Genomic DNA, 20058 nt, shown 5'->3' on the forward strand with positions numbered 1-20058 from the left:
TATCTGCCGCCTAACGTTTCCCGAAGATTGAGTTGATCCGACTACAAGTTCAGCCTTGCTCTGTGTCTACTCCGCGATCGCTGACTCAACGGTGCCAACAGATTGAGTTGGCGGGGCGGTAGGTTTGGAGTTGGGCTCAGTCGTTGCCGTTGCGGGCGCGGGGGTGAACTCTGGCGGTAGTGAGCCACCCCCGGTTCAGCAGGACGCATGCCACGCGCCCCTAGGGGTTGGCCTTTTGGGAATCGGGGTTTTGTGAGTTGGATTTGGTATCAGACCCAGGGCTAGCGGGCCACGGTCTGCCGAGCGCTGACATTGCTGTTAATCCACAAGGCTGCGAGACGCCCCCTCGACGTGAGCGATAAACTCGTAGAGTTTTTGATTTGAGGAACTATTGAGCGATGACCGCAACGGTATCTCCCGGTTCCTTTGAACAGCGGTTGGATAACGCCTCCCTGACCCGCGCTATGGCGTTGCTCTGGGTGCTCTCGGCGGGGCTGATTGCTCTAGACGGGTTTGATTTTTTTGTGATCGGGGTCGCCCTTCCCTTCCTGAAGCGAGATTTTGGCCTGGATGCCACCACCCTGGGGGCGGTGGCTACGGCAGCGGTGGTGGGTTCCCTGGTGGGTTCCCTCACCCTGGGGCCAATTACTGACCGGGTGGGGCGCAAACCGATGCTAATTGTCGATGTGCTGCTGTTTGTGGTGGCGACGGCAGGCACGGCCCTGGCCTGGAATGTCGCTTCGCTGATTGCGTTTCGCTTTCTGGTAGGGGTGGCGATCGGGGCCGACTACCCGATCAGCGTCGCCTACATCACCGAAAATGTCCCCGCCCGCTACCGGGGGCGATTGGTGATTGGAGCCTTTACCTTTCAGGCGGTGGGGGCCATGCTGGGGGCGCTGACCGGAGTGGTGGTCATATCTCTGTACCAGGTGTTCTATCCCGATCCGGAACCCATGGCGGTGCAGTATGCCTGGCGCTGGATGCTAGGGGTGGGGGTACTCTTGGCAGTTCTAGTGGCGGCGGTGCGGCTGAGCGTTCAGCTAGAAAGCCCACGGTACTACATTAGCCGGGGTGAGTATGACAAGGCTTCGGCAGCCGCCAGCCAACTTTTGGGAGACGCGATCGTCATTACAGCTGAGGGTGAACCGCCCCCAGAGACCGAGCCCACAACCCTGGCCACGCTGTTTACCCCGCTCCATCGGCGCAGTACGCTGCTGGCCTCCCTGCCATGGTTTTTGCAAGATATTGCCACCTACGGCATCGGCATTTTTACCCCGGCCATTATCGCCATGCTGGCCCTGTCTACGGAAACTAATTTCATGGTGCAGGAGATGAATGCGGCCAAAGGGGCGGCGCTGGTGGATGTGTTTTTGATCGTCGGGTTTCTCGGTGCCGTGGCCCTAGTGGATCGCCTGGGGCGCATTCGCCTTCAAATCATCGGCTTTGGGGGCATGGCGGTGGGGCTGCTGCTGCTGGCCGCTTCGGGGTTAGTCTCGCCAGATCAGGGGGCCGCAACAGGGCTGGTGTTGGCTGGGTTTGTAGTGTTCAACCTGATGATGAATGCTGGCCCCAATGCCACCACCTTTTTACTCTCGGGAGAGGTGTTTCCGACTCACCTGCGGGCCACGGGGGCCGGGTTTGCGGCGGCCTTTGCCAAGGCGGGGGCGGTGCTGGGCACCTTTGTGCTGCCCATTGCGGCCAAATCCTGGGGGATTTCGCCCTTACTGATGGGCTTGGCGGTGATCTGTGGGCTGGCGGCAGCACTTACCTACCGCTTCCGCATTGAAACCACGGGCCAATCCCTAGAGGCGGTGCAGGACTGGGAGCGATCGCTATCTCTCACCCCACCCTCCCAAGGCGGCTAAACCCTATGGAGGCTCCACTGGAGTTGCGCGAACGGGCGATCGCCTCCAACTATTCCCTACTATTTGGCTAGCCTGCCCCACGGAATTGACGGAAATTCCTCAAGATGATGCCAAATCCCACTTTTCTCAGCCCTAATCGGTCCGATGCCTGATTTTAACCCCCAAGACGAACTTGCTCGCGATCGCAACCACCTGGCCGCCGATCGCTCCCTGCTATCCTTTGCGCGCAGCAGTCTCACCCTAATCGGCTTCGGGGTAGGGATTGATCAAGTGGTCAGCGCCATTGCTCCGGCTGGACGCTTTATCGACCTTTGGGCCTACGGCCTCAGCCTGCTGTTGGTGGGCCTGGGCGTTGTCACCCTGGCCCTCGCCATCCGCGATTATCAAGGAGAAATGCAGCGGCTGCAGGCTCCGGTGTATCGCTATACCCCCCGTCCAGCCCTAGGGAGCACGACCGGCCTGGCGGTGCTGGTCGTAGGCACCCTGGCCTTCCTTTGGTTGGGGCTACAACTATGACCTTGGAGGTGCTGCGATGATTCCGTTGGCGGGTGGGTACCGCCCACCAGAGGAGAGGGGCTTCCCCGCCAGTCATCCTGAATCAAGTGCTTTTAAATCAAAAACAGCGTGGCTACCAGACCAGCTAGCCCCAACATCACAATGCCGACTACCACCACCCGGTTCAAAGCCCCCACCGACAGCATCAAATAGTCGGGCCGCTCAATACTGTTTACGGCTAACCGATGTTGAATCAACGCTATGCCCAACAACACCAGCCCCAACCCTACAAATCCCATGCCAATCAGCGTGGCTGTCTCCTTGGTGATGGCCGGTTCCAGATTAGGAAATCGCCGTCGCAAACTGCGAAAAATTTGGTCAAAGGCAACCCCAAAACCGATCAAACTGAGGCAGATTCCCAACCAGGCATTAATGGTTCGTTCCGCCGCCGCCCGATTGCGTTCCTTCGCCAATTCATTAGTCGTATTAATCGGGTTTTGAGGCCTTGAATCTGTCATGGCGATCGCAGCTTTTTGGGGTGGCATGATCATAATCCCCATTTGTTCCGAGAATAGAGGGCAGACCCACCGGTCTGCTCCTACCCCCTTACCCCCTATTCCCCATGACCCCACCCAACAACCCCGCCACCGAACTCGCCAAAGAACGCAACCGCGCCGCCGAAGAACGCACCCTAATGGCCTGGATTCGCACATCCCTCGCGCTCATTGGGTTTGGCTTTGGAATTGAACGCATTGTGGCCGCCATCTACCAAGCCCTGGGCGATGCCGTTAACCCGCTACGGCTGTCGCGCATTTTGGGCCTGTCCTTCGTAGCTCTAGGCACCTTTGCCATGCTGTTTGCCGCCCTCGACCACCAACGCCAACTCAAACGCATCCAGCGCAACGACCTGGTTTACCAATCCCGCCAATCCCCTGCCCTGGTGGTAGCCTACATCCTCACCGGACTCGGGGCGATCGCCTTCCTCGGCGTGCTGATCAGCCCCCTACTGACCTAACCCTCATCTCTCCACCTCCCCCTGGCCAACACCCTATTTGCCGCGCTGTTGGTGTTTGTTCTGGGCATCAGCATTGTGGTAACGAGAGCCAAAACCTTCCACAGCTCCCCAATCCTACTTGGCTACCCCCGATTCTACTGGGCGAAGGGCAGTAAGGCCTCCGGCCAGGCTATGCCAACGCCCCTACGGGTTAACCGGTTGGTCTCGGGGGTATGGAACTCGGATTGGATATTAGAGCCACTGCGGGCCGAGACAGGGGTGAAAACTAAGCTTGCTACAGGAGACGCAAGCCCAGTTTTCAATCAAACAAGCCTTCTACAGTTTGGCGAAAGACAATCAGGGCATGGGTGTCTTGAAAGGGTTTTAAGGCTTCAATGAGCTGGTTGGAGAGGTCGGCGGAGACTAGGGTTTTAAGCTCAATATTGGTGTTATAGCCAGCAATATCACCCATGCGTCTACCATGGCTGCCAGCGCCCTGGGCGGGTACCAGGGTGTAGCCCGAGACTTGCAGTTCGGTGAGTAGATTGATCAGCCGATTTTGCAGAACAGCTTCACCAATGATCGTAACGAGAGTGCCTTTGGTTAGAGAAGATGACATAGTTAAAAGCCTCCAGGCTAAGTTGTGTTGAAATGGATTTTCTAAAAACTAGCCTCAGCCAGAAATACGACGCCCAAGATCAGAAAATATTGTTGAAGAGGCGAATCTTTGGCAATATCAGCTGATCTTGGCTGGGTATTTTATGATCTGACCATGGAGCGAGAGTCTCTTTTAGGATGACAGACTGATGTTTAATCTTTAGTTTAAATGGGTGGAAAATGATGCCGACGTTTCAAGCAGGCAATCTACTGACCAGTTTAGCGTTGTTTGGGTTAGCTCACCGGTCTCAATTGGCTAGCGGCTGCAACAGAGAGAGTCCAGCCCAGCTAGACAAACGTCGCGATCGCAATGGGGAGCTGAGTCGTCATACTGTTTGTATCTAACTGTTTGTCTCAAACTGTTTGTATCTAAAATGACTCAGATCGGTGCTCAGCACAATTAGTTTTAGCCACAGCTCACCCTAAGTATGCTTCTCCCGCCTCCCGCCGATGACGCCCCACCAGTCTCTATCCAGTCAGAAGAGTTGTTCCCGGTGGTGGCGATTGGGGCATCGGCGGGAGGGCTAGAGGCCTTTACCCAACTGATTAGCCATCTGCCCGCCACCACGGGAATGGCCTTTGTGCTGGTGCAGCACCTCGACCCCAGCCAGCCCAGCCTGCTGAGCGAAATCATGGGCCGCACCACCGAGATGCCAGTGCTGGAGGTGACCGATGGGGTGGCGATCGCCCCCAACCAGGTCTACGTTATTCCCCCCAATGCGGCGATGACCATTGTGGCGGGCGAGCTGCGGCTGCAACCCCGACCGCGATCGCGCACCGGCAGCCACACCATCGACAGATTCTTTAGCGCCCTGGCCCAGGAGCGGGGCACCAAAGCCATTGGCGTGGTGCTCTCGGGGGCCGATGGCGATGGCACCCTGGGCCTGGAGGCGATCAAGGCGGCGGGGGGCATCACCTTTTCGCAGTCGGAGGCGTCGGCCAAATTTAGCAGCATGCCCCATATGGCGATCGCCACTGGGCAAGTCGATTTCATTCAACCGCCGGAGGAGATTGCCCACACCCTGGCTAGCCTCAGCGAGCACCCCTATGTCAGCATCTCCAGCCCGGCGGAGCCAGCAGCACCCCAGGAAAGCAACCCTAGCACCGACGCCCTAGCCGCCATTCTCGCCCAGATGAAGCGAGCCACCAAGGTCGACTTTGCCCAATACAAGCCCACCACCGTGAAACGGCGCATCTTTCGCCGTATGGCCCTGCACCATCTAGAAAGCCTAGAGAGCTACGGTCAGTACCTGCGGGCTAACCCCAAAGAGGTGCAGGCGCTGCACCAGGAAATTTTGATTGGTGTGACCAGTTTTTTCCGCGATCGGGAGGTGTTTACGGCTCTGGAGCAAATGGTGTTTCCGGCTCTACTGCGCGATACTCAACGAGTGGCCCAAGAGGGCCAACGCAACCCCGACCAACCCCTGCGCATTTGGGTAGCGGGCTGCTCGACCGGCGAAGAGGCCTACTCCATTGCCATTTGCCTGCTGGAGTACCTGGGTCGCCACAGCGCTAGCCCGCCGATTCAAATTTTTGCCACCGATGTCAGCGAGTTGGCCATTGAGGTGGCCCGCTTTGGCTGGTACTCGCCCAGCCAGGTCAGCGATGTGTCGCCGGAGCGGTTGCAGCGGTTTTTTGTGCCCGCTGACGGTGGCTACCAAATCAACAAAGTGGTGCGGGAGCTGTGCGTTTTTGCCTGCCAAAATTTAATCACCGACCCGCCCTTTTCGCGGCTGGATTTAATTAGCTGCCGCAATGTGTTGATTTACTTTGGGGCGGCGTTGCAAAGCAAGGTGCTGCCCATGTTTCACTACGGGCTTAAGCCCGACGGTTTTTTGCTGCTGGGGTCATCGGAGACGGTGGGGGAGTTTAGCGCCCTATTTTCGCTAGTGGACAGCCGCTATAAACTCTACGCCAAGCAGTCGTCATCGCTGCCCTTGAGCTTTGACTTTGACCCCACTGCCTACACCCCCAACCCCCAGCCCCCCCGACCCGACCCACCTCGCGATCGCAGTCAAGACATTGACCTCTACGCTCTGGCCGACCAAACGGTGCTCAATCGCTATGGCCCGGCAGGGGTGCTGGTGAACGACCGGCTGGAGATTTTGCAGTTTCGGGGGCAGACCGGGGCCTATCTGGAGCCGGCCCCCGGTCGCGCCAGCCTCAATTTGCTCACCATGGCCAAAGGAGGGCTGCGGCTCGACCTGCGCACGGCTCTCTACGAGGCTCAGCAAACGGGCCAGGCGGTGCAGCGGCGATCGCTGCAGCTGACGACGGGCGATCGCCCCCACGCGGTGCAGATCGAGATTGTGCCCCTAGAGCCCCAGCCTGCGGGCAAGGCCTACTACCTGGTGCTGTTTACTGATGGTCTGGAGGGGGGCGTTAGCGAGGTTCCTGCCGCAGATGGCGACCCCGCCGCGACCCTAGAGATCAAGCAGTATTTGCAGGAAAACCTCGCGCTCCAGCAGGATCTCGACACCACCCGATCGCACCTGCAATCGATCATCCAAGAGCAGGAGGCCACCAACCAGGATTTGCGGGCCGCCAACGAAGAAATTCTCTCCAGCAACGAAGAGCTGCAAAGCACTAACGAAGAGCTGCAAACCGCCAAGGAAGAAATTCAGGCTACCAACGAAGAACTCAGCACCATCAACGACGAACTCTACCGCCGCAACGCCGAGACCACCCGGATCAGCGACGACTTTCAAAACCTGCTCAGCAGCATTCATATTCCCATTCTGATGCTGGAAGATGACCTGCGCATTCGCCGCTTCACCCCCACCGCCGCCGCCCTATTTAACCTGATTCCCGGCGATGTGGGCCGCCCCCTGGGAGACATCAACCACCGCCTGATGGTGAGTGACCTGGAAGCCAGAATTTTGAACGTGATCACCACCCTGGAGCAGAGCAGCCAGGAGGTGCAGGATCGGTCGGGCCACTGGTACGACCTGCGGATTCGCCCCTACCGTACCCTCGACAACCGCATTGACGGTGCCGTAGTGGTGCTGGTGGATATCGACAGCCTGCGGCGCGCCGCTGACCAGCTGCGCCAGGCCCGCGACTACGCCGACGCCATTGTGCAGACCGTGCGCGAAGCTCTGGTGGTGCTCGACCACGATCTGCAGGTGGTGACGGCCAATCGGCAGTTTTATCAGACCTTTCAGGTCAGCCCCAGCGACACCGAGGGGCGATCGATCTTTGCGCTGGGCAACGGCCAGTGGGATATTCCTCAGCTGCGATCGCTGCTCTACGACCTGCTGCCCCAAGACTTGCAGGTCAACGACTTTGAAGTGGTGCACAGCTTTGAAACCATTGGCCCCCAGACCATGCGGCTCAATGCCCGCAAAATGACCCAGGTCAACGGCGACGATTTGGTGCTGCTGGCGATTGAAACCGGGGGCGATCGCACCGCTAACGGCGGATAAAAGATATTCCCAAAAAATAGTTTGATTTAATGTATGAAAAGTATAGCCATAGTCACTTGGGTTAGGACATCCAGAAACCCTAGAAACGTTCGAATGTTCAAACGTTCTTGGAGAAAATATCTTAACCGGCCTGGCTACAGCTACAAGGTGAAATCAACAGCAAAAAACCAACCTGGCTGCAGGCTGACATCTACCCCATATACCTCGTAGGGGTATTGCAGTGCAATGCCCCTACGAGGTATATGTTTCGAATCGGGGGGGGTTGGGTTTGGTTTGGTACAACTGGCGAAGAAAGAGCTAGGATAACTCTGGCACAAAAATACCCAGATTTTTGCATCATTCCCAGAGTGCAGGGCCTACGCCCCTAAATGGAGGTATCTGCTTCTTTAAAAATCCCCTAAGTCCGCCGATGGCTATACTTGGCGAAATATATTGATATAATAAAGAGACTAAGAAGTAAGCGCTTTTTAAGCTGAAATCAAACTTTTAAGGCAGGTGCTGCTAGCCGCATTTTTTTTGGATGATCAACCATCCTGGGAAGCTGACCCAATGGGTATCTCGCATCAAATTGAGGCTGTCTACCAACGTGCTCTGCGGCTGCGCGAGCAGGCCACTACCAACCCTGTCGATCCATCGCTGCTAAATTTGGCCCTTGACAACCTCTACCTCGTGCTCGAAGAGCTCCAGGCGGTAGATGCCGAGCTGCACCAGCAAAACCAAAGACTCAGCGCCACCCGAGGCGAGGTAGACCTCGAACGCCAGCGCTATCGCACCCTGTTTGAGCTAGCTCCCGATGGCTACTTAGTCACCGACAGCAAAGGAAAAATCTATCACGCCAACCGAGCAGCAGAGAGTTTATTTGCCCTCCCCCAGACGGGGCTGGTGGGCAAACCCCTAGTGGTGCTGATCGAGCAGGGCGACTGGCCAGAGTTTCAGCGGCGGCTGGCTCAGCCCCACCCCGCTACACCCTGGGAAGTCATGCTCAAATCGCGGCAGCAGGAGCCAGTTACGGTGGCGATCACCACCAATTTCCTCAAAGACAGCCGCCAAGGGGTGACCACTATTCTTTGGTTGCTGCGAGACGTTTCTCAGCAGCGCCGCCTAGAGCAGCAGCAACCGACAGCCCACACCGATCTCGACGATCTAATCGCTGCCCGCATCGCAGAACTCACCCAGGCCAATGCCCAACTACGTCAAGACCTCAACAACTGTCGTCAGGGCAGATCGCAATGAGCACAATGTTTGAGCGCATTGATGCCGTGCAGCAACGGGCGCTGCTGCTGCACCAGCAGGCCAGCGCGTCGCCCATTCGGCCTGAGCTAGTGGCCTTAGCCCTAGAAGACCTCAACCTGGTGCTTGAAGAATTGCGCACCGCCCACGAGGATCTGCTTCAGCAAAATCAGGCCCTGGCCGACTACCGCCAGCAGCTAGAAACCGAGCGGCAACGCTACCAAGACCTGTTTAACCTCGCCCCCGACGGCTACCTGGTGACCAATGCCAAGGGCCTTATTCAGGCGGGGAATGTGGCGATCGCCGCCCTGCTGCGACTGCCCCAGACGTCACTGGTAGGCAAACCCATGGTGCTATTTTTCCCGGTCCAGCACCGTCGTGCCTTCTATGCCCTGCTGGCCCAGATCAACCGTTCCAGCCAGCCCTTACCCACCAAAACTTGGGAAACCCAGATTGCACCCCGAGAGGGTACAGCCATCAATGTGGCCATGACCGTTTCCATCAGCCACGAGAATGGCGAAGCCCGCCTGCGCTGGTTGGTGCGAGACATCACCCAAAAAAAGCAGGCCGAAGCTAAAATTCACCGTCAGGCCTTCTACGACCTGCTTACCGGTCTACCCAACCGCGCCTTTCTCGATACCTATTTGCCCAAGGTGCTGGCCCAGGCCAATCGTCAACAGACCCAGGTGGCAGTAGCTTTTTTAGACCTTGACCGATTCAAAGCCATCAACGACAGCCTGGGCCACGGCGTAGGCGACCAAATGCTGCACCAAGTGGCCCAGCGCCTGGCCCGCTGCCTGCGCGAGGAAGATTTGCTGGTGCGCTGGGGCGGTGATGAGTTTATTTTAGTGATCTCTCGGCTGACAGCGACAGAGTCGGTGGAGCACACCTGCGATCGCATTTTAGAGAGCCTGCAACCCTCCTTCGCGGTCAATGCCCACCAACTGCACATTGGCACCAGCATTGGCATCGCCCTCTTTCCTCAAAATGGCACCGACCCAACCACCCTGCTGCGCCACGCCGACCAAGCTCTGTATCAGGCCAAAAACCAGGGCCGCAATACCTACCGTTTTTACCAGTCGGAGTTAAACGTCAACTGCATTGGCGATAGCGAACCAAGCTAGGCCTTAAGCAAGCTGATTGTGACAGGCTCTAAACGGTGAGGGGGTCAGCTTCCAGCTCTCAGGTTTATGGCAGCTCTGAAACCCGAAACCCAACAACCTGCCACCTTTGGCTTAGCAGATTACTAATAGAGTTAACCTTAGACATTGACTTAGCCGGTGAGCTCTAGGTAACGGGGGTGGACCTCAGGCGTCAAGGCTGGCGTTGATACCGATGGGGAAGCTGACTGTTACCGTAGTTTCTTGGTTTAGCGTGCTGACGATGGAAATCTGCCCCCCGAGCAGATCTACACATTTTTTGACGATGGTTAGACCCAGGCCTACACCCTGGATATTTTCAGCATTGGCGGCCCGATAAAATGACTCTAGTATGCGATCTTGATCGGCCTCTGGAATGCCAATTCCCTGATCTTGGATGATAAAGAAAAAGCACTTAGAGTCACAGCCAATCTGAAGTTTGATGTTTGGATTAGCAGGGGAAAATTTAATCGCATTGCTCAATAGATTGAGTAATATTTTGGTAATCAATCGAGCATCGGTAGTTTGGAACTGGCAGTCAGCCGCTAAGAGAACCTGAATGTCATGGCTAGGCGATTGGCTTGGGGACAGACTAGCGATTGCACCTTGGGCGATCGCCTTCAGATCGACTACACCCAACTCCGGGTTGCGATTGCCAAACTCCAAATAGTTCAAAAAAATCACATCGTCGATCAAGTCAGTCATCCGCTGAATAGCCGCTTGAATACGGAAAAAATGCTTTTGCCGCAGTGGCACAGTCAGCTGATCGGCGTAGTTTTCTAGCACCCCCACCGAGCTACTAATAATCGCCATCGGCGTGCGATATTCGTGGGAAATAGCGGTGATAATTTGAGACTTAAGCTGACTGAGCGCCTGTTCTTGATCGAGGGCTTGCTTGAGCTGCTGACCCAAGGTTTGCAATTGCCGGTTGGCCTGGGTAATTTCGGTCGTGCGCTGGGCAATGCGGGTTTCTAGCTCCTGGTTGATCTGCTGCAGAGCAGTTTCAGCCTTTTCGCGATCAGCGATCTCGCTCTGTAGCTGCTGATTTTGCGCATGGAGCTGCCGCTGCATGCGAACCAGGCGCAGCTGGTGCTCAATGCGGACCACTACCTCTTCAATTTCAAAGGGTTTGGTAATGTAATCTTCGCCTCCTACGGCAAACGCCCTCACCTTGTCGAGAGGTTCGTCAAGGGCGCTGAGAAAAATTACTGGAATAGCCTGGGTGCGCCCATCGGCCTTGAGCTGTTGACAAATCTCAAAGCCGGTTATATCCGGCATAATGATGTCGAGCAGAATCAGGTCGGGGGGGTTGACCACGGCCACATCAAAGGTGAGTTCGCCCTTGATCACCTTACGAACTTTGTACCCCTGGTCGTTCAGTAAATTGGCCAGCAGCCTCAAGTTATCGGCACGGTCATCGACGACTAAAATATCGCCTTTGGGGAATGAATCGTGGTCGTAGGGCATAGCAGCAGCTAGGTGGGGGACTTAGGTACAGGCTCCAGACCAGCGAGGTTAGTGCCTCTGCTGACGATAGAAAAAGCGACGGCACAGGGGGCCAGCCCTAGACACAAGACCCGGTGGAGGTGAATACAGGAACAAGCAGCCATAAAACCTCAGAGTTCAATGAGGGGATAGGAATGAGGGGATAGAGAATACGGCGGGGACAGACACGATCGCAAGCCTCTAGGGTTGAGAGATTAGCGCTGGCTCAGCAGCGGTGAGCCGCACAATCTCGTCTAGGCGAAAGTCATTGACTAGTTCAGTCAGCCCCCGAGCCAGGGTGTCCTCCTGGCTGTCGAGTTGAGCCACCAGGGCATAGATGTGATCTTCGTCTGCGCCCCGCGCCGCCAGGTGAAGCTGGGCAATCCAGGACTGAGACTGACGGGCCAAGGCCGTAGCGATCGCCGCCTGACTAGGGCTAGGAACCACTGCCGTCGAGGTAACGGTATCGGTGTAGATATACTCTAGGGCCAGATACTGGGCGAGGCGATCGAGCAGCACCACTTCGTCGATGGGTTTGCGCACCAGGTCATTACAGCCTGCGCTGAAAATATTGGCCCGCTCGTCTTCAAACACGCTGGCGGTAACAGCAATAATGGGGGTCTTCTCGCCCCCGGCCATGGCCTTAATCGCCCGTGTCGCCGCATAGCCATTCATCACCGGCATACGAATGTCCATCAAGATCAGGTGGGGCTGCCGCTGTTGCCATTGCACAATGGCCTGTTCACCATTTTCAGCTTCGTCAATTTCAAAGCCCAGGGGGTTTAAGAGCTGACGCAAAAACTGGCGGTTCTCCCAGTGATCATCGACAACCAGCAGGCGATAGGTGGGAGAACCGGGCACGACCCCCACCACCTGCCGTTTGGGGGCCGGCTCAGAAACAATAGCTGAGGCTGGGGCAACGGCGATCGCAACTTGAAAACAGCTACCCTGGCCAACGGTGCTCTCTACCTCCAGCCGTCCCCCCATCAGCTCAACGAACTGGCGGCTGATGGCCAGTCCTAGCCCCGTGCCTTCCTGGGCGTTACGCCCGGTTTCACTCTGTACAAACGGGGTAAACAGAGTACCGATTTCGTCCGCCGCAATGCCCGCCCCGGTATCCACCACCTCAAACCTCAGCGGCTGAGCCCCCGGCTGGGCCTCAGCTGTCGTCACCCGCAGGGTCACTGATCCGGCTTGGGTAAACTTAATCGCATTGCCCAGCAAGTTGAGCAACACCTGACGCAGCTTGCGTTCATCGCCGGTTATCCACTGGGGCACTTCGGCAGCGCAGTGGTACTCCAGGGTCAGCCGCTTGTCTTCGGCCCGCAAACCCTGCATTTCGATCAGGGCTTCGAGCATGGCATGGAGGTCAAAGGGGGCTTCGCTCAGGGTGAGCTGACCCGCCTCAATTTTGGCCATGTCGAGCACGTCGTTGATTAGCGACAGCAGATGTTCGCCGCTGCGGTGAATAATGCTCAGGGTTTCCCGCTGCTCAGTCAGACGACTCAGCTGGCTCTGCACTTGGGCGCGGTTCAAGTCTCGCAGCATGACCTGAGAAAAACCGAGAATGGCATTCAAGGGGGTACGCAGCTCATGGCTCATACTGGCTAGAAAGTCGCTTTTGGCGCGATTGGCCTGCTCTGCCGACTCTTTGGCCTGCTGTAGTTCGATCGTGCGGGTTTGAACCCGGTGTTCTAAGGTCTCGTTGAGCTGGGTGAGGGCGGTCTCGGTCTGCCGCTGGGAAATTGCACCGCCGATGCTGCCTGCGATCGCCATTAAAGCCGCCTGGGTGTTGGGGTTCCACTGGCGGGGTTGGTGGCAGTCGTCAAAGCCAGCAAAGCCCCAAAAATAGTCGCGAATGAAGATAGGCACCACCAAAATTGACTGAATGCCCTGGGGCTCTAACAGCTGGCGCTCGGTGGCAGGGAAGTCTTTGATCACCCCCAAAATAGGCTGCTCCTGGCGCAGGGTGTCGTACCAGCGGGGCAAAATTTGCTGATATGGCAAATTTTGCAGCTCTGGATTGTCGATCTCTGGCGTCACTCCGGGGGCCACCCACTCCCAGCGCTGGCTGCTAGCCATACCCTTGGTTTCTGCGTGGAGATGGTTTTCAAAAACGTAGATGCGATCGACGTCGGTGGCTTGGCCTAGGGCCGCCAGCGCCAGTTGTACAGCGGCATTGGCGTCTTTGACCGTCAGCAGTCGGTTGGTGGCGATCGCAATGCCCTGGAGCAGGCGATCGCTGGGAGACAGGGGGGCAGACGCGTGCTCAGCAGCCATCAGGGATCTCTAAAGTATTCGCATAGATCTAGCTTCTCGTTCCTGTCACCCCTTGACATCCGCAACCCTGAGGGAGTTTCGTTGCGGCTGACTACGCAAAAATACTGATGCTTGTCTGGGTAAACCTAGCGATATTCACGGAGAAATTGAGGCCCCATTGGGCGGGGAATGCATTGAGGGTAGGGTTTAAAGGCTGGCAATTAGAGGATTCTGTTCCCCACCCCGCCGATAGCCGGAGCCATCAACGTCCCAGTGCCATCCTGACCGGTTTTAGATCAAACCGTATAATCACGCAGACAGGGTGGCTTTACTTGCGTAGCAGCACCTAGATAGTCATAGGGGCCGAGGCCTGAGCGAAATGCCCGATGAGTGGGATTCGATCACCCGACCATTGAGAGAGCACATCCGCATCAAATAGTCACATCTAGGACATTCCGTCTCGATAATTTCCCGGCGCGGACACAAGATTGGCTCGGCTGACGATTGAAGGGAAAAATTACGCAGACTTTCGCACCCACAGTCGGGGCAGCGGGTGATCAGCGGTTGACACTGCATAGTAAGCACCTCAGAGACAGACAATCACGTTTGATGAGATTAAAAGACAGTGCGCTGAACAGCGGGTTGAGATGTTTAAATTGTGTCTCAATTGCAAAGTGCGCGAATCAGCAAATACGACGGTTCTTGAATTCCGTAGATTTACCCCACATTGGCCCAAACTAACCACCCAGTTTGCACGGGTTTCTACGGAGCTCGCCAACCCGTCCTGCGCCCAACCATCCCTCAGCGATCGGGTCAAAGTTGCAATTGGGGCCAACAGTCCTAACTCACCGGCCCCAGCGGCCTCTGAGACCAAATTCGAATTACATACCCCCAATTCCCAACCGGTCAACCGGTAGGGGCGTTGGCATAGCCTGGCCGGAGGCCTTACCACCGTTCGCTCAGCAAAATCGGGGGTAGCCAAGTCGGCTTCGGTATGACCACGCCAGTAAACCTACTTAGGTGACAGCTCCGGGACAACACTGATGTTGAACCTGAGGGGGCATCGCTAGTGCGCGATCGCCGTCTGAAGCGCTGGTTTTGATGTCTTGGGCCTGAGGTTTTGGGATAGAAGCGCTGGAAGAGGAGCAGATCGCTCGCCGATCGGGGCCAAGTCTGTTGAATACTAGTAAAGGTAATACGTCTGGGTTAGTAACTGGGGGAAAGCTGTGCACTTTCAGTCTGTGATAGCAACGCTGAATGACTTTTGGGCCAAGCAGGGTTGCGTAATTATGCAGCCCTACGATACAGAGAAGGGTGCGGGCACCAAGAGTCCTCATACGTTTTTGCGGGCGCTAGGCCCAGAGCCGTGGGCGGTGGCCTACGCAGAGCCCTGCCGACGACCCGCAGATGGGCGCTATGGCGAGAACCCGAACCGCTATCAGCATTACTTTCAGTACCAGGTTTTGATCAAGCCGTCCCCTGATGATATTCAGGAGACCTATATAGAGTCGTTGCGGGCGCTAGGTATTAAGCCCGAAGACCATGACATTCGGTTTGTAGAGGATAACTGGGAAGATGCGGCGGTCGGTGCCTGGGGCGTGGGCTGGGAGGTGTGGCTAGACGGTATGGAGATTACCCAGTTCACCTATTTTCAGCAGTGCGGAGGAATTGACTGCCGCCCGGTCTCCATCGAGCTGACCTACGGGTTGGAGCGATTGACCATGTATTTGCAGGAGGTAGATGCGATCGCCAAAATTCAGTGGAATGACCAGCTGACCTACGGCGACATCTATATGCAAGCAGAAATTGAGAACTCAACCTACAACTTTGAGGCCTCTAACCCTGAGCTGTTATTCACGCTGTTTGACCTATACCAGCAGGAGGCCGAGCAACTGATGGATCGGGGGCTGGTGCTGCCGAGTTACGACTACGTGCTGAAGTGCTCTCACACCTTCAACCTGCTAGATGCGCGGGGGGTCATTTCGGTCACCGAGCGGACCCGATACATTCGCCAAGTGCGAGGGTTAGCGCGGCGGGTAGCCCAGCTGTACCTAGAGCAGCGCGAAAAGCTGGGGTTCCCACTGCTGGAAGGCAGCCAGCAGAACGTGGCTTAGCCATGGTTGGTAGCGTACAGGGACTCTGACTGAGGGCTTCAGGTGCTAGGTGTCGGGTTTCAGGCACCGTTGGCTAACCACGGTTGCGATCGGTGAATGGCCCTCTTCTGTACGCCTTGTGGGATAGGCCTCTTGCCTGTCTAGACTAGACAGGCAAGAGGCCTATCCCACCAACCTATGAGCCCTTTGAATAAACCCCCATTCCTTAGGCGGCTTGACGCAGCACTGTGCCTAGGGCTTGCAATAGCGTATCGACATGCTCTGGCTGACTGTTGTAGCCCATCAGGCCAATACGCCACACTTTGCCGCCCAGTTCTCCGAGGCCGCCGCCGACTTCAATGTTGTAGTCGGCCATGAGCTGGCGACCTACGGCCTTGGCATCAACGCCATCGGGCACCCGCACGGTGGTTAGCGTGGGTAAGCGCAGTGATTCTTCGACGTGACAGGTGAGGCCGAGGTCGGCGAGCCCAGCCCAGAAGTAGGTGGCGGTCTGCTGGTGGCGCTGCCAACGGGCTTCTAACCCTTCTTCGGCCACCAGGCGGAGGGCTTCACGCAGGGCATAGGTGAGATTAACCGGAGCAGTGTGATGGTAGACGCGCTCTGGCCCCCAATATTTGCGCAGCAGAGCGGCATCGAGGTACCAGTTGGCGACAGGCTGACGCCGCCGCTCTAGTTTGGCGACAGCGCGGGGGCTCATGGTAAAGGGAGAAATGCCAGGGGCACAGCTCAGGCCCTTTTGGCTACAGCTGTAGGCAAGGTCGACCTGCCAGTCGTCTAGAAAAATAGGCACGCCGCCTAAGCTAGTGACGGTATCGACCACCAGCAGACAGTCGTGGGCGGCGCAGGCGGCCCCTAGCCCTTCGAGGGGTTGGCGCACACCGGTCGAGGTTTCAGCATGGACGATCGCCAGTACGGCGGGCCGATGTTGGTCTAGGGCAGCGGTCAACTCCTCTAAGGTAAAGGCTTCGCCCCAGGGGCGGTGAATAGTGACAACGTCAGCCCCGTAGCGCTGGGCCATATCGACGAGGCGATGGCCAAAATAGCCCTTAACGCAGACAAGAACGCGATCGCCCGGTTCCACCGCATTGGCCAGGGTAGCTTCCATAGCCGCCGACCCGGTGCCAGCTACCGCGTAGGTGAGCGGGTTGGCGGTCTGCCAGGTATAGCGCAAAAGGTCTTGCACCTCATCCATCATGGCTAAGTAGGCCGTGTCGAGGTGGCCAATCGGCTGCTGGTTCATAGCGGCGATCACCTGGGGGTCGGCATTGGAGGGGCCAGGCCCAAGCAACAGTCGCCGGGGTACGGCTAAGGGAGCAATAGAGGCTGGTGGAGCCAGGCGGACAGAGCCATTGGGGGAAAGGGTGGTTGCCATGAGTAACACTGAACATGAATAGGACAAAGGGGTTGGTCGGCGGGGCTAGCCTGGTTTCATTCTCCTATGGATGCGGTATTCTGTAGCGTCAAACACCGCTGGTGGCGGTCAGCATCACTGATGGGCTGCTTTACCCTAAGGGGACTTCCGAACAACTTCTCACTAATGGTGGGCACTGCCCACCCTACAGTGGCTGACGAGCGCTGGGTTACCCTTACCCTAACGGTTTGGGCGTAGCCTCTAGGGTTGACAGGGCTTCTCCGGGAGAAACTTGCAGCCACACCACAAACAATGCTCCAGGGCCAGGGGGGTAGGCGGCGGCCTCGGGTGGCACCCAGGGAGTACCCTGCACAGGGCTGATCAAATCGAGGTGACCGCCCATGCTCAACACTAGGTCTTGCACGATCGCCAACCCCAGACCCGTACCGGGAATATCGCCCAGGGCCTGAATGCCGCGAAAGTGACGGGTAAAGAGCTGGGGCTGATCTGCTGCCGGAATGCCCGCTCCCGTATCGCCGACAGCAATGCCTTGGAAAACCTGGTCATCTAAACGCTGCAACAACCCCGCTGTCACCCAAATCAACGCCCCCGGCGGCGAATATTTAAGGGCGTTGTCGAGCAGGTTATGGAGCACTTCGCCCAGGGCGGCGGGGTCAAGCCAAACCTGGGGCAAGGGGGTTGGAATGTGGTGCACCAGGTGCAGGCCCCGCTCCTGGGCCAAGGGCAGCGTAGACTGCATCAGCGGTAGAGCGACATCGGCGATCGCCCCTGGTTTGACGATGAGCGATCGCCCTAGACCATGGCCCTGGGCAGGGGCGATCGCCAGCACTTCGGCTGAGCCTGACCAATTTTTTCCCTCGCCCGACGCCGCATTCGCAGCCGCCTCTCCCGGCAAAAGCAACCCACTAACCGGGGGCATGGTTGCCTTACCCAGAGCTTCATCGCCCTCAGCCACGGCGGCGTCAAAGTGCTCAGCCAGATCTTGCAATCGGCGACTCTCGCGCACAATGCCCTCGGCAATGGGGCGGTTGGTGTCTTCGGCGGGGAGGCGTTTGACCATCAGCTTGCCAAAGGTTTGCAGCGCCGTCAGCGGATTGCGAAACTGGTGGAGCAGATCGTGGAAGGTTTCTGACTGATCGGCCTGGCTGAGCTGGCGCTGGTTGAGCTGGCGCTGGAGCCACTGACTGCGCTGGTCCATCACGCAGGCGATCGCCAGGGTGCTGGCCACCTGCTCCGCCTGCTGGTAGTCGTCGGGGGTCCAGGGGCTAGATTCACGGGTGCTGACCAGCATACCTAGCACCACCCCTTCGTGGGCCAGGGGCAAGACCAGCGGGTACGCCGCTGGTTCAGAGTCTAACTCCGAAGCGGGGGCCGGATCCAACCCTGGGGACAGTGACACCTCAACATCCCCAAAGGCCTCGTAGAGCTGAGGGGGGTAAACCGGTAACGCCTGATCTAGACCTGACGCCCGGTGGAGCCAACCTTGGGGCTGTACAGCCGCCTGAGGCGACGATAAGCCATCTTTAGGCTCATCGCCAATTTCGGAAACCGCCGCCAGCCCATCTCTCAGGCCGATCCACAGGTCGGCGTTCTCTGGGTAAGCCACCAGGGGCACCAGGGTAGGGCTGAGGGATTCTGCCGTGGCCTCAGCCAGGTATACCACCGTCGAAACGGCCCCCAAGGCCTGAGTTAGCAAGAGCACCTGGGATTGGCACAGGGTGATAAATTCGGAACTAGGAGAGCCAAGCATGGCGGAGCAACATAAGAGTCTGACGGAATAAAAATTAAAGTTTTGTCAATTTTTTAACAATTCTGTTCAGGGCGATCGCCTGCAAATACCCTTGTATCCTTTACAAGCCCTGGTGTGTAGGGCCTTTAGCCAGTTTTTTAAGAGAAGTTGAAATTCTTATTTTGAGCCTATATACTTGGCCTGGTTAACAAATTTTGTAACCGAAACTACATCCAAATATCCACTGAGAGGGAGGTAGGCAACTTGGCAAGGAGACGCAAGCGTAAGAGTCGTCGTCGCTTAGAAGGCCGTCGAATTTTAGAAGCTGTTCCTCAGTATAGTATTGAGAGCGGCAACGAAAAACCCGTTACCGCAGCTCGGAATTTTATTCATTCCGAGGGCATCGCCCCCCCAGCCCTGCTGCTGGTCAAACGGAATGAGCATACTACCGACCGGTACTTTTGGGCCGAAAAGGGTTTGTTTGGTGCCCAGTATGTGGAAGAGAATCATTTTCTCTTTCCCAGTCTGAGGGTGCTGCTGGGCGAAGAGGAAGAGGATGCCTCAGCCCTGGAGACCTTGACTCACTAGATTGCACGGGTTGCAGGGAACACCGACGCTAACGACGTCAGCAAAACCCGCAGTCTAAAGTAGTCTAAATAGGACAAAAGCCAGCCTATAGTAGGCTGGCTTTTTTTTAGCCTTGGCGACCTAGGGTCTGCTCTAGGGCAATGAGTTCGTCGCGGTGGGCCGTAATCGTCACCGTGGCTGTTGGTACCGGTGACGCTGAGGCCGCGTTGGGCTGCACCGCTAAAATAATCTCTTCATCGCGATCGGAGCCACGCCAGTAAAACCATCCTGCCGCTGGGGCCAGCCCTAACAACGCGAGAAACCCCGTACTGTAAGCCGGCCACAGATTGGTCAGCACCAGGGCAAAGCACAGGGCACCGACGGCGGCTAACAGCGTTAAGAACCCTGCAAGGAAGAGGCTGGGGCGAACCCGCCCTCGCAACACAATGCGCTGGGCCTCGGCCTCAGCAGCAGCAACTGCGTAGGACCGCCCCTCAAAATAGGTGGTTAACTCTTGGAGTAATGCCAAAGGCTCCATAGGTTTCACCAGCGTTCGCGTTTCGAGGCGAGCTTTGGTAGAGGCCCGAATAAAAAAGACTAACCCCACCATCATCAGCAGGGTTAGAACTAAGGTGGAATAGGTTACGGTTTCGGTCACGGCTGGGCCAAAGCAGAGGTACCTTTCTAGGGTACGGAATCTTGAGACATTCCGATCGGCCTGGCCAGC

Annotated in this window: 15 protein-coding genes; 8 read left to right on the plus strand and 7 right to left on the minus strand. The window is 57.0% G+C overall.

Annotation, left to right across the window (positions count from 1 at the left end):
- Nucleotides 1-398: 398 nt before the first annotated feature.
- Both RRF56_RS04490 and RRF56_RS04495 read left to right on the plus strand, forming a co-directional pair.
- Entirely contained in the window at nt 399-1865 is a 1467-nt protein-coding gene (locus RRF56_RS04490; protein ID WP_317036430.1) for an MFS transporter, read from the plus strand.
- A gap of 144 nt (nt 1866-2009) precedes the next feature.
- A complete protein-coding gene (locus RRF56_RS04495; RefSeq protein WP_317036431.1) occupies nt 2010-2381 on the plus strand; it encodes a YidH family protein in 372 nt (123 codons plus the stop codon).
- A 92-nt stretch (nt 2382-2473) separates the two neighbouring features.
- Here RRF56_RS04495 and RRF56_RS04500 read toward each other — a convergent pair whose 3' ends face one another.
- Complete coding sequence (locus RRF56_RS04500; RefSeq protein WP_317036432.1) at nt 2474-2905, minus strand: YidH family protein; 432 nt, start codon at nt 2903-2905, stop codon at nt 2474-2476.
- Between the two features lie 77 nt (nt 2906-2982).
- Here RRF56_RS04500 and RRF56_RS04505 point away from each other — a divergent pair, with 77 nt between their 5' ends.
- A complete protein-coding gene (locus RRF56_RS04505; protein ID WP_317036433.1) occupies nt 2983-3375 on the plus strand; it encodes a YidH family protein in 393 nt (130 codons plus the stop codon).
- 298 nt (nt 3376-3673) lie between these two features.
- Here RRF56_RS04505 and RRF56_RS04510 read toward each other — a convergent pair whose 3' ends face one another.
- The gene (locus RRF56_RS04510; RefSeq protein WP_317036434.1) at nt 3674-3973 is read right to left on the minus strand and encodes a P-II family nitrogen regulator; all 300 of its coding nucleotides are present in this window, start codon (nt 3971-3973) and stop codon (nt 3674-3676) included.
- 466 nt (nt 3974-4439) lie between these two features.
- Here RRF56_RS04510 and RRF56_RS04515 point away from each other — a divergent pair, with 466 nt between their 5' ends.
- From RRF56_RS04515 to RRF56_RS04525, 3 genes are all read left to right on the plus strand, one after another.
- Nucleotides 4440-7436, plus strand: coding sequence for a chemotaxis protein CheB (locus RRF56_RS04515; protein WP_317036435.1), 2997 nt, complete (start codon nt 4440-4442; stop codon nt 7434-7436).
- Nucleotides 7437-7985: 549 nt separating this feature from the next.
- A complete protein-coding gene (locus RRF56_RS04520; RefSeq protein WP_317036436.1) occupies nt 7986-8669 on the plus strand; it encodes a PAS domain-containing protein in 684 nt (227 codons plus the stop codon).
- Entirely contained in the window at nt 8666-9790 is a 1125-nt protein-coding gene (locus RRF56_RS04525) for a sensor domain-containing diguanylate cyclase (RefSeq protein WP_317036437.1), read from the plus strand. The genes RRF56_RS04520 and RRF56_RS04525 overlap by 4 nt, the downstream gene beginning before the upstream one ends.
- Before the next feature lie 183 nt (nt 9791-9973).
- Here the strand turns inward: RRF56_RS04525 and RRF56_RS04530 are convergent, their stop codons facing one another.
- Nucleotides 9974-11272, minus strand: coding sequence for a hybrid sensor histidine kinase/response regulator (locus RRF56_RS04530; protein ID WP_317036438.1), 1299 nt, complete (start codon nt 11270-11272; stop codon nt 9974-9976).
- Nucleotides 11273-11491: 219 nt separating this feature from the next.
- Nucleotides 11492-13570 carry an ATP-binding protein gene (locus tag RRF56_RS04535; protein ID WP_317036439.1) on the minus strand — a complete coding sequence of 693 codons (2079 nt, stop codon included), beginning with the start codon at nt 13568-13570 and terminating at the stop codon, nt 11492-11494.
- A 1205-nt stretch (nt 13571-14775) separates the two neighbouring features.
- On the opposite strand from RRF56_RS04535, the gene glyQ reads away from it, so the two are divergent.
- Complete coding sequence (gene glyQ, locus RRF56_RS04540) at nt 14776-15663, plus strand: glycine--tRNA ligase subunit alpha (protein WP_317036440.1); 888 nt, start codon at nt 14776-14778, stop codon at nt 15661-15663.
- Nucleotides 15664-15868: 205 nt separating this feature from the next.
- Here glyQ and RRF56_RS04545 read toward each other — a convergent pair whose 3' ends face one another.
- The gene (locus RRF56_RS04545; protein WP_317036441.1) at nt 15869-17035 is read right to left on the minus strand and encodes an alanine--glyoxylate aminotransferase family protein; all 1167 of its coding nucleotides are present in this window, start codon (nt 17033-17035) and stop codon (nt 15869-15871) included.
- A 214-nt stretch (nt 17036-17249) separates the two neighbouring features.
- Nucleotides 17250-18785, minus strand: coding sequence for a HAMP domain-containing sensor histidine kinase (locus tag RRF56_RS04550; RefSeq protein ID WP_317036442.1), 1536 nt, complete (start codon nt 18783-18785; stop codon nt 17250-17252).
- A 243-nt stretch (nt 18786-19028) separates the two neighbouring features.
- Here RRF56_RS04550 and RRF56_RS04555 point away from each other — a divergent pair, with 243 nt between their 5' ends.
- Complete coding sequence (locus RRF56_RS04555) at nt 19029-19352, plus strand: DUF3155 domain-containing protein (RefSeq protein WP_317036443.1); 324 nt, start codon at nt 19029-19031, stop codon at nt 19350-19352.
- 106 nt (nt 19353-19458) lie between these two features.
- Here the strand turns inward: RRF56_RS04555 and RRF56_RS04560 are convergent, their stop codons facing one another.
- Nucleotides 19459-19989 carry a cofactor assembly of complex C subunit B gene (locus tag RRF56_RS04560; RefSeq protein WP_317036444.1) on the minus strand — a complete coding sequence of 177 codons (531 nt, stop codon included), beginning with the start codon at nt 19987-19989 and terminating at the stop codon, nt 19459-19461.
- Nucleotides 19990-20058: the final 69 nt, after the last annotated feature.

Source organism: Nodosilinea sp. E11, from assembly GCF_032813545.1.
Taxonomy (GTDB): domain Bacteria; phylum Cyanobacteriota; class Cyanobacteriia; order Phormidesmidales; family Phormidesmidaceae; genus Nodosilinea.

What these genes read in the sequence shown, in the direction of transcription:
- RRF56_RS04535 (WP_317036439.1), bottom strand. Translation starts at nt 13,570, where the DNA reads ATGGCTGCTGAGCACGCGTCTGCCCCCCTGTCTCCCAGCGATCGCCTG.
- RRF56_RS04490 (WP_317036430.1), top strand. Translation starts at nt 399, where the DNA reads ATGACCGCAACGGTATCTCCCGGTTCCTTTGAACAGCGGTTGGATAAC.
- RRF56_RS04515 (WP_317036435.1), top strand. Translation starts at nt 4,440, where the DNA reads ATGCTTCTCCCGCCTCCCGCCGATGACGCCCCACCAGTCTCTATCCAG.
- RRF56_RS04545 (WP_317036441.1), bottom strand. Translation starts at nt 17,035, where the DNA reads ATGGCAACCACCCTTTCCCCCAATGGCTCTGTCCGCCTGGCTCCACCA.
- RRF56_RS04500 (WP_317036432.1), bottom strand. Translation starts at nt 2,905, where the DNA reads ATGCCACCCCAAAAAGCTGCGATCGCCATGACAGATTCAAGGCCTCAA.
- RRF56_RS04550 (WP_317036442.1), bottom strand. Translation starts at nt 18,785, where the DNA reads ATGCTTGGCTCTCCTAGTTCCGAATTTATCACCCTGTGCCAATCCCAG.
- RRF56_RS04510 (WP_317036434.1), bottom strand. Translation starts at nt 3,973, where the DNA reads ATGTCATCTTCTCTAACCAAAGGCACTCTCGTTACGATCATTGGTGAA.
- RRF56_RS04525 (WP_317036437.1), top strand. Translation starts at nt 8,666, where the DNA reads ATGAGCACAATGTTTGAGCGCATTGATGCCGTGCAGCAACGGGCGCTG.
- RRF56_RS04520 (WP_317036436.1), top strand. Translation starts at nt 7,986, where the DNA reads ATGGGTATCTCGCATCAAATTGAGGCTGTCTACCAACGTGCTCTGCGG.
- RRF56_RS04505 (WP_317036433.1), top strand. Translation starts at nt 2,983, where the DNA reads ATGACCCCACCCAACAACCCCGCCACCGAACTCGCCAAAGAACGCAAC.
- RRF56_RS04530 (WP_317036438.1), bottom strand. Translation starts at nt 11,272, where the DNA reads ATGCCCTACGACCACGATTCATTCCCCAAAGGCGATATTTTAGTCGTC.
- RRF56_RS04495 (WP_317036431.1), top strand. Translation starts at nt 2,010, where the DNA reads ATGCCTGATTTTAACCCCCAAGACGAACTTGCTCGCGATCGCAACCAC.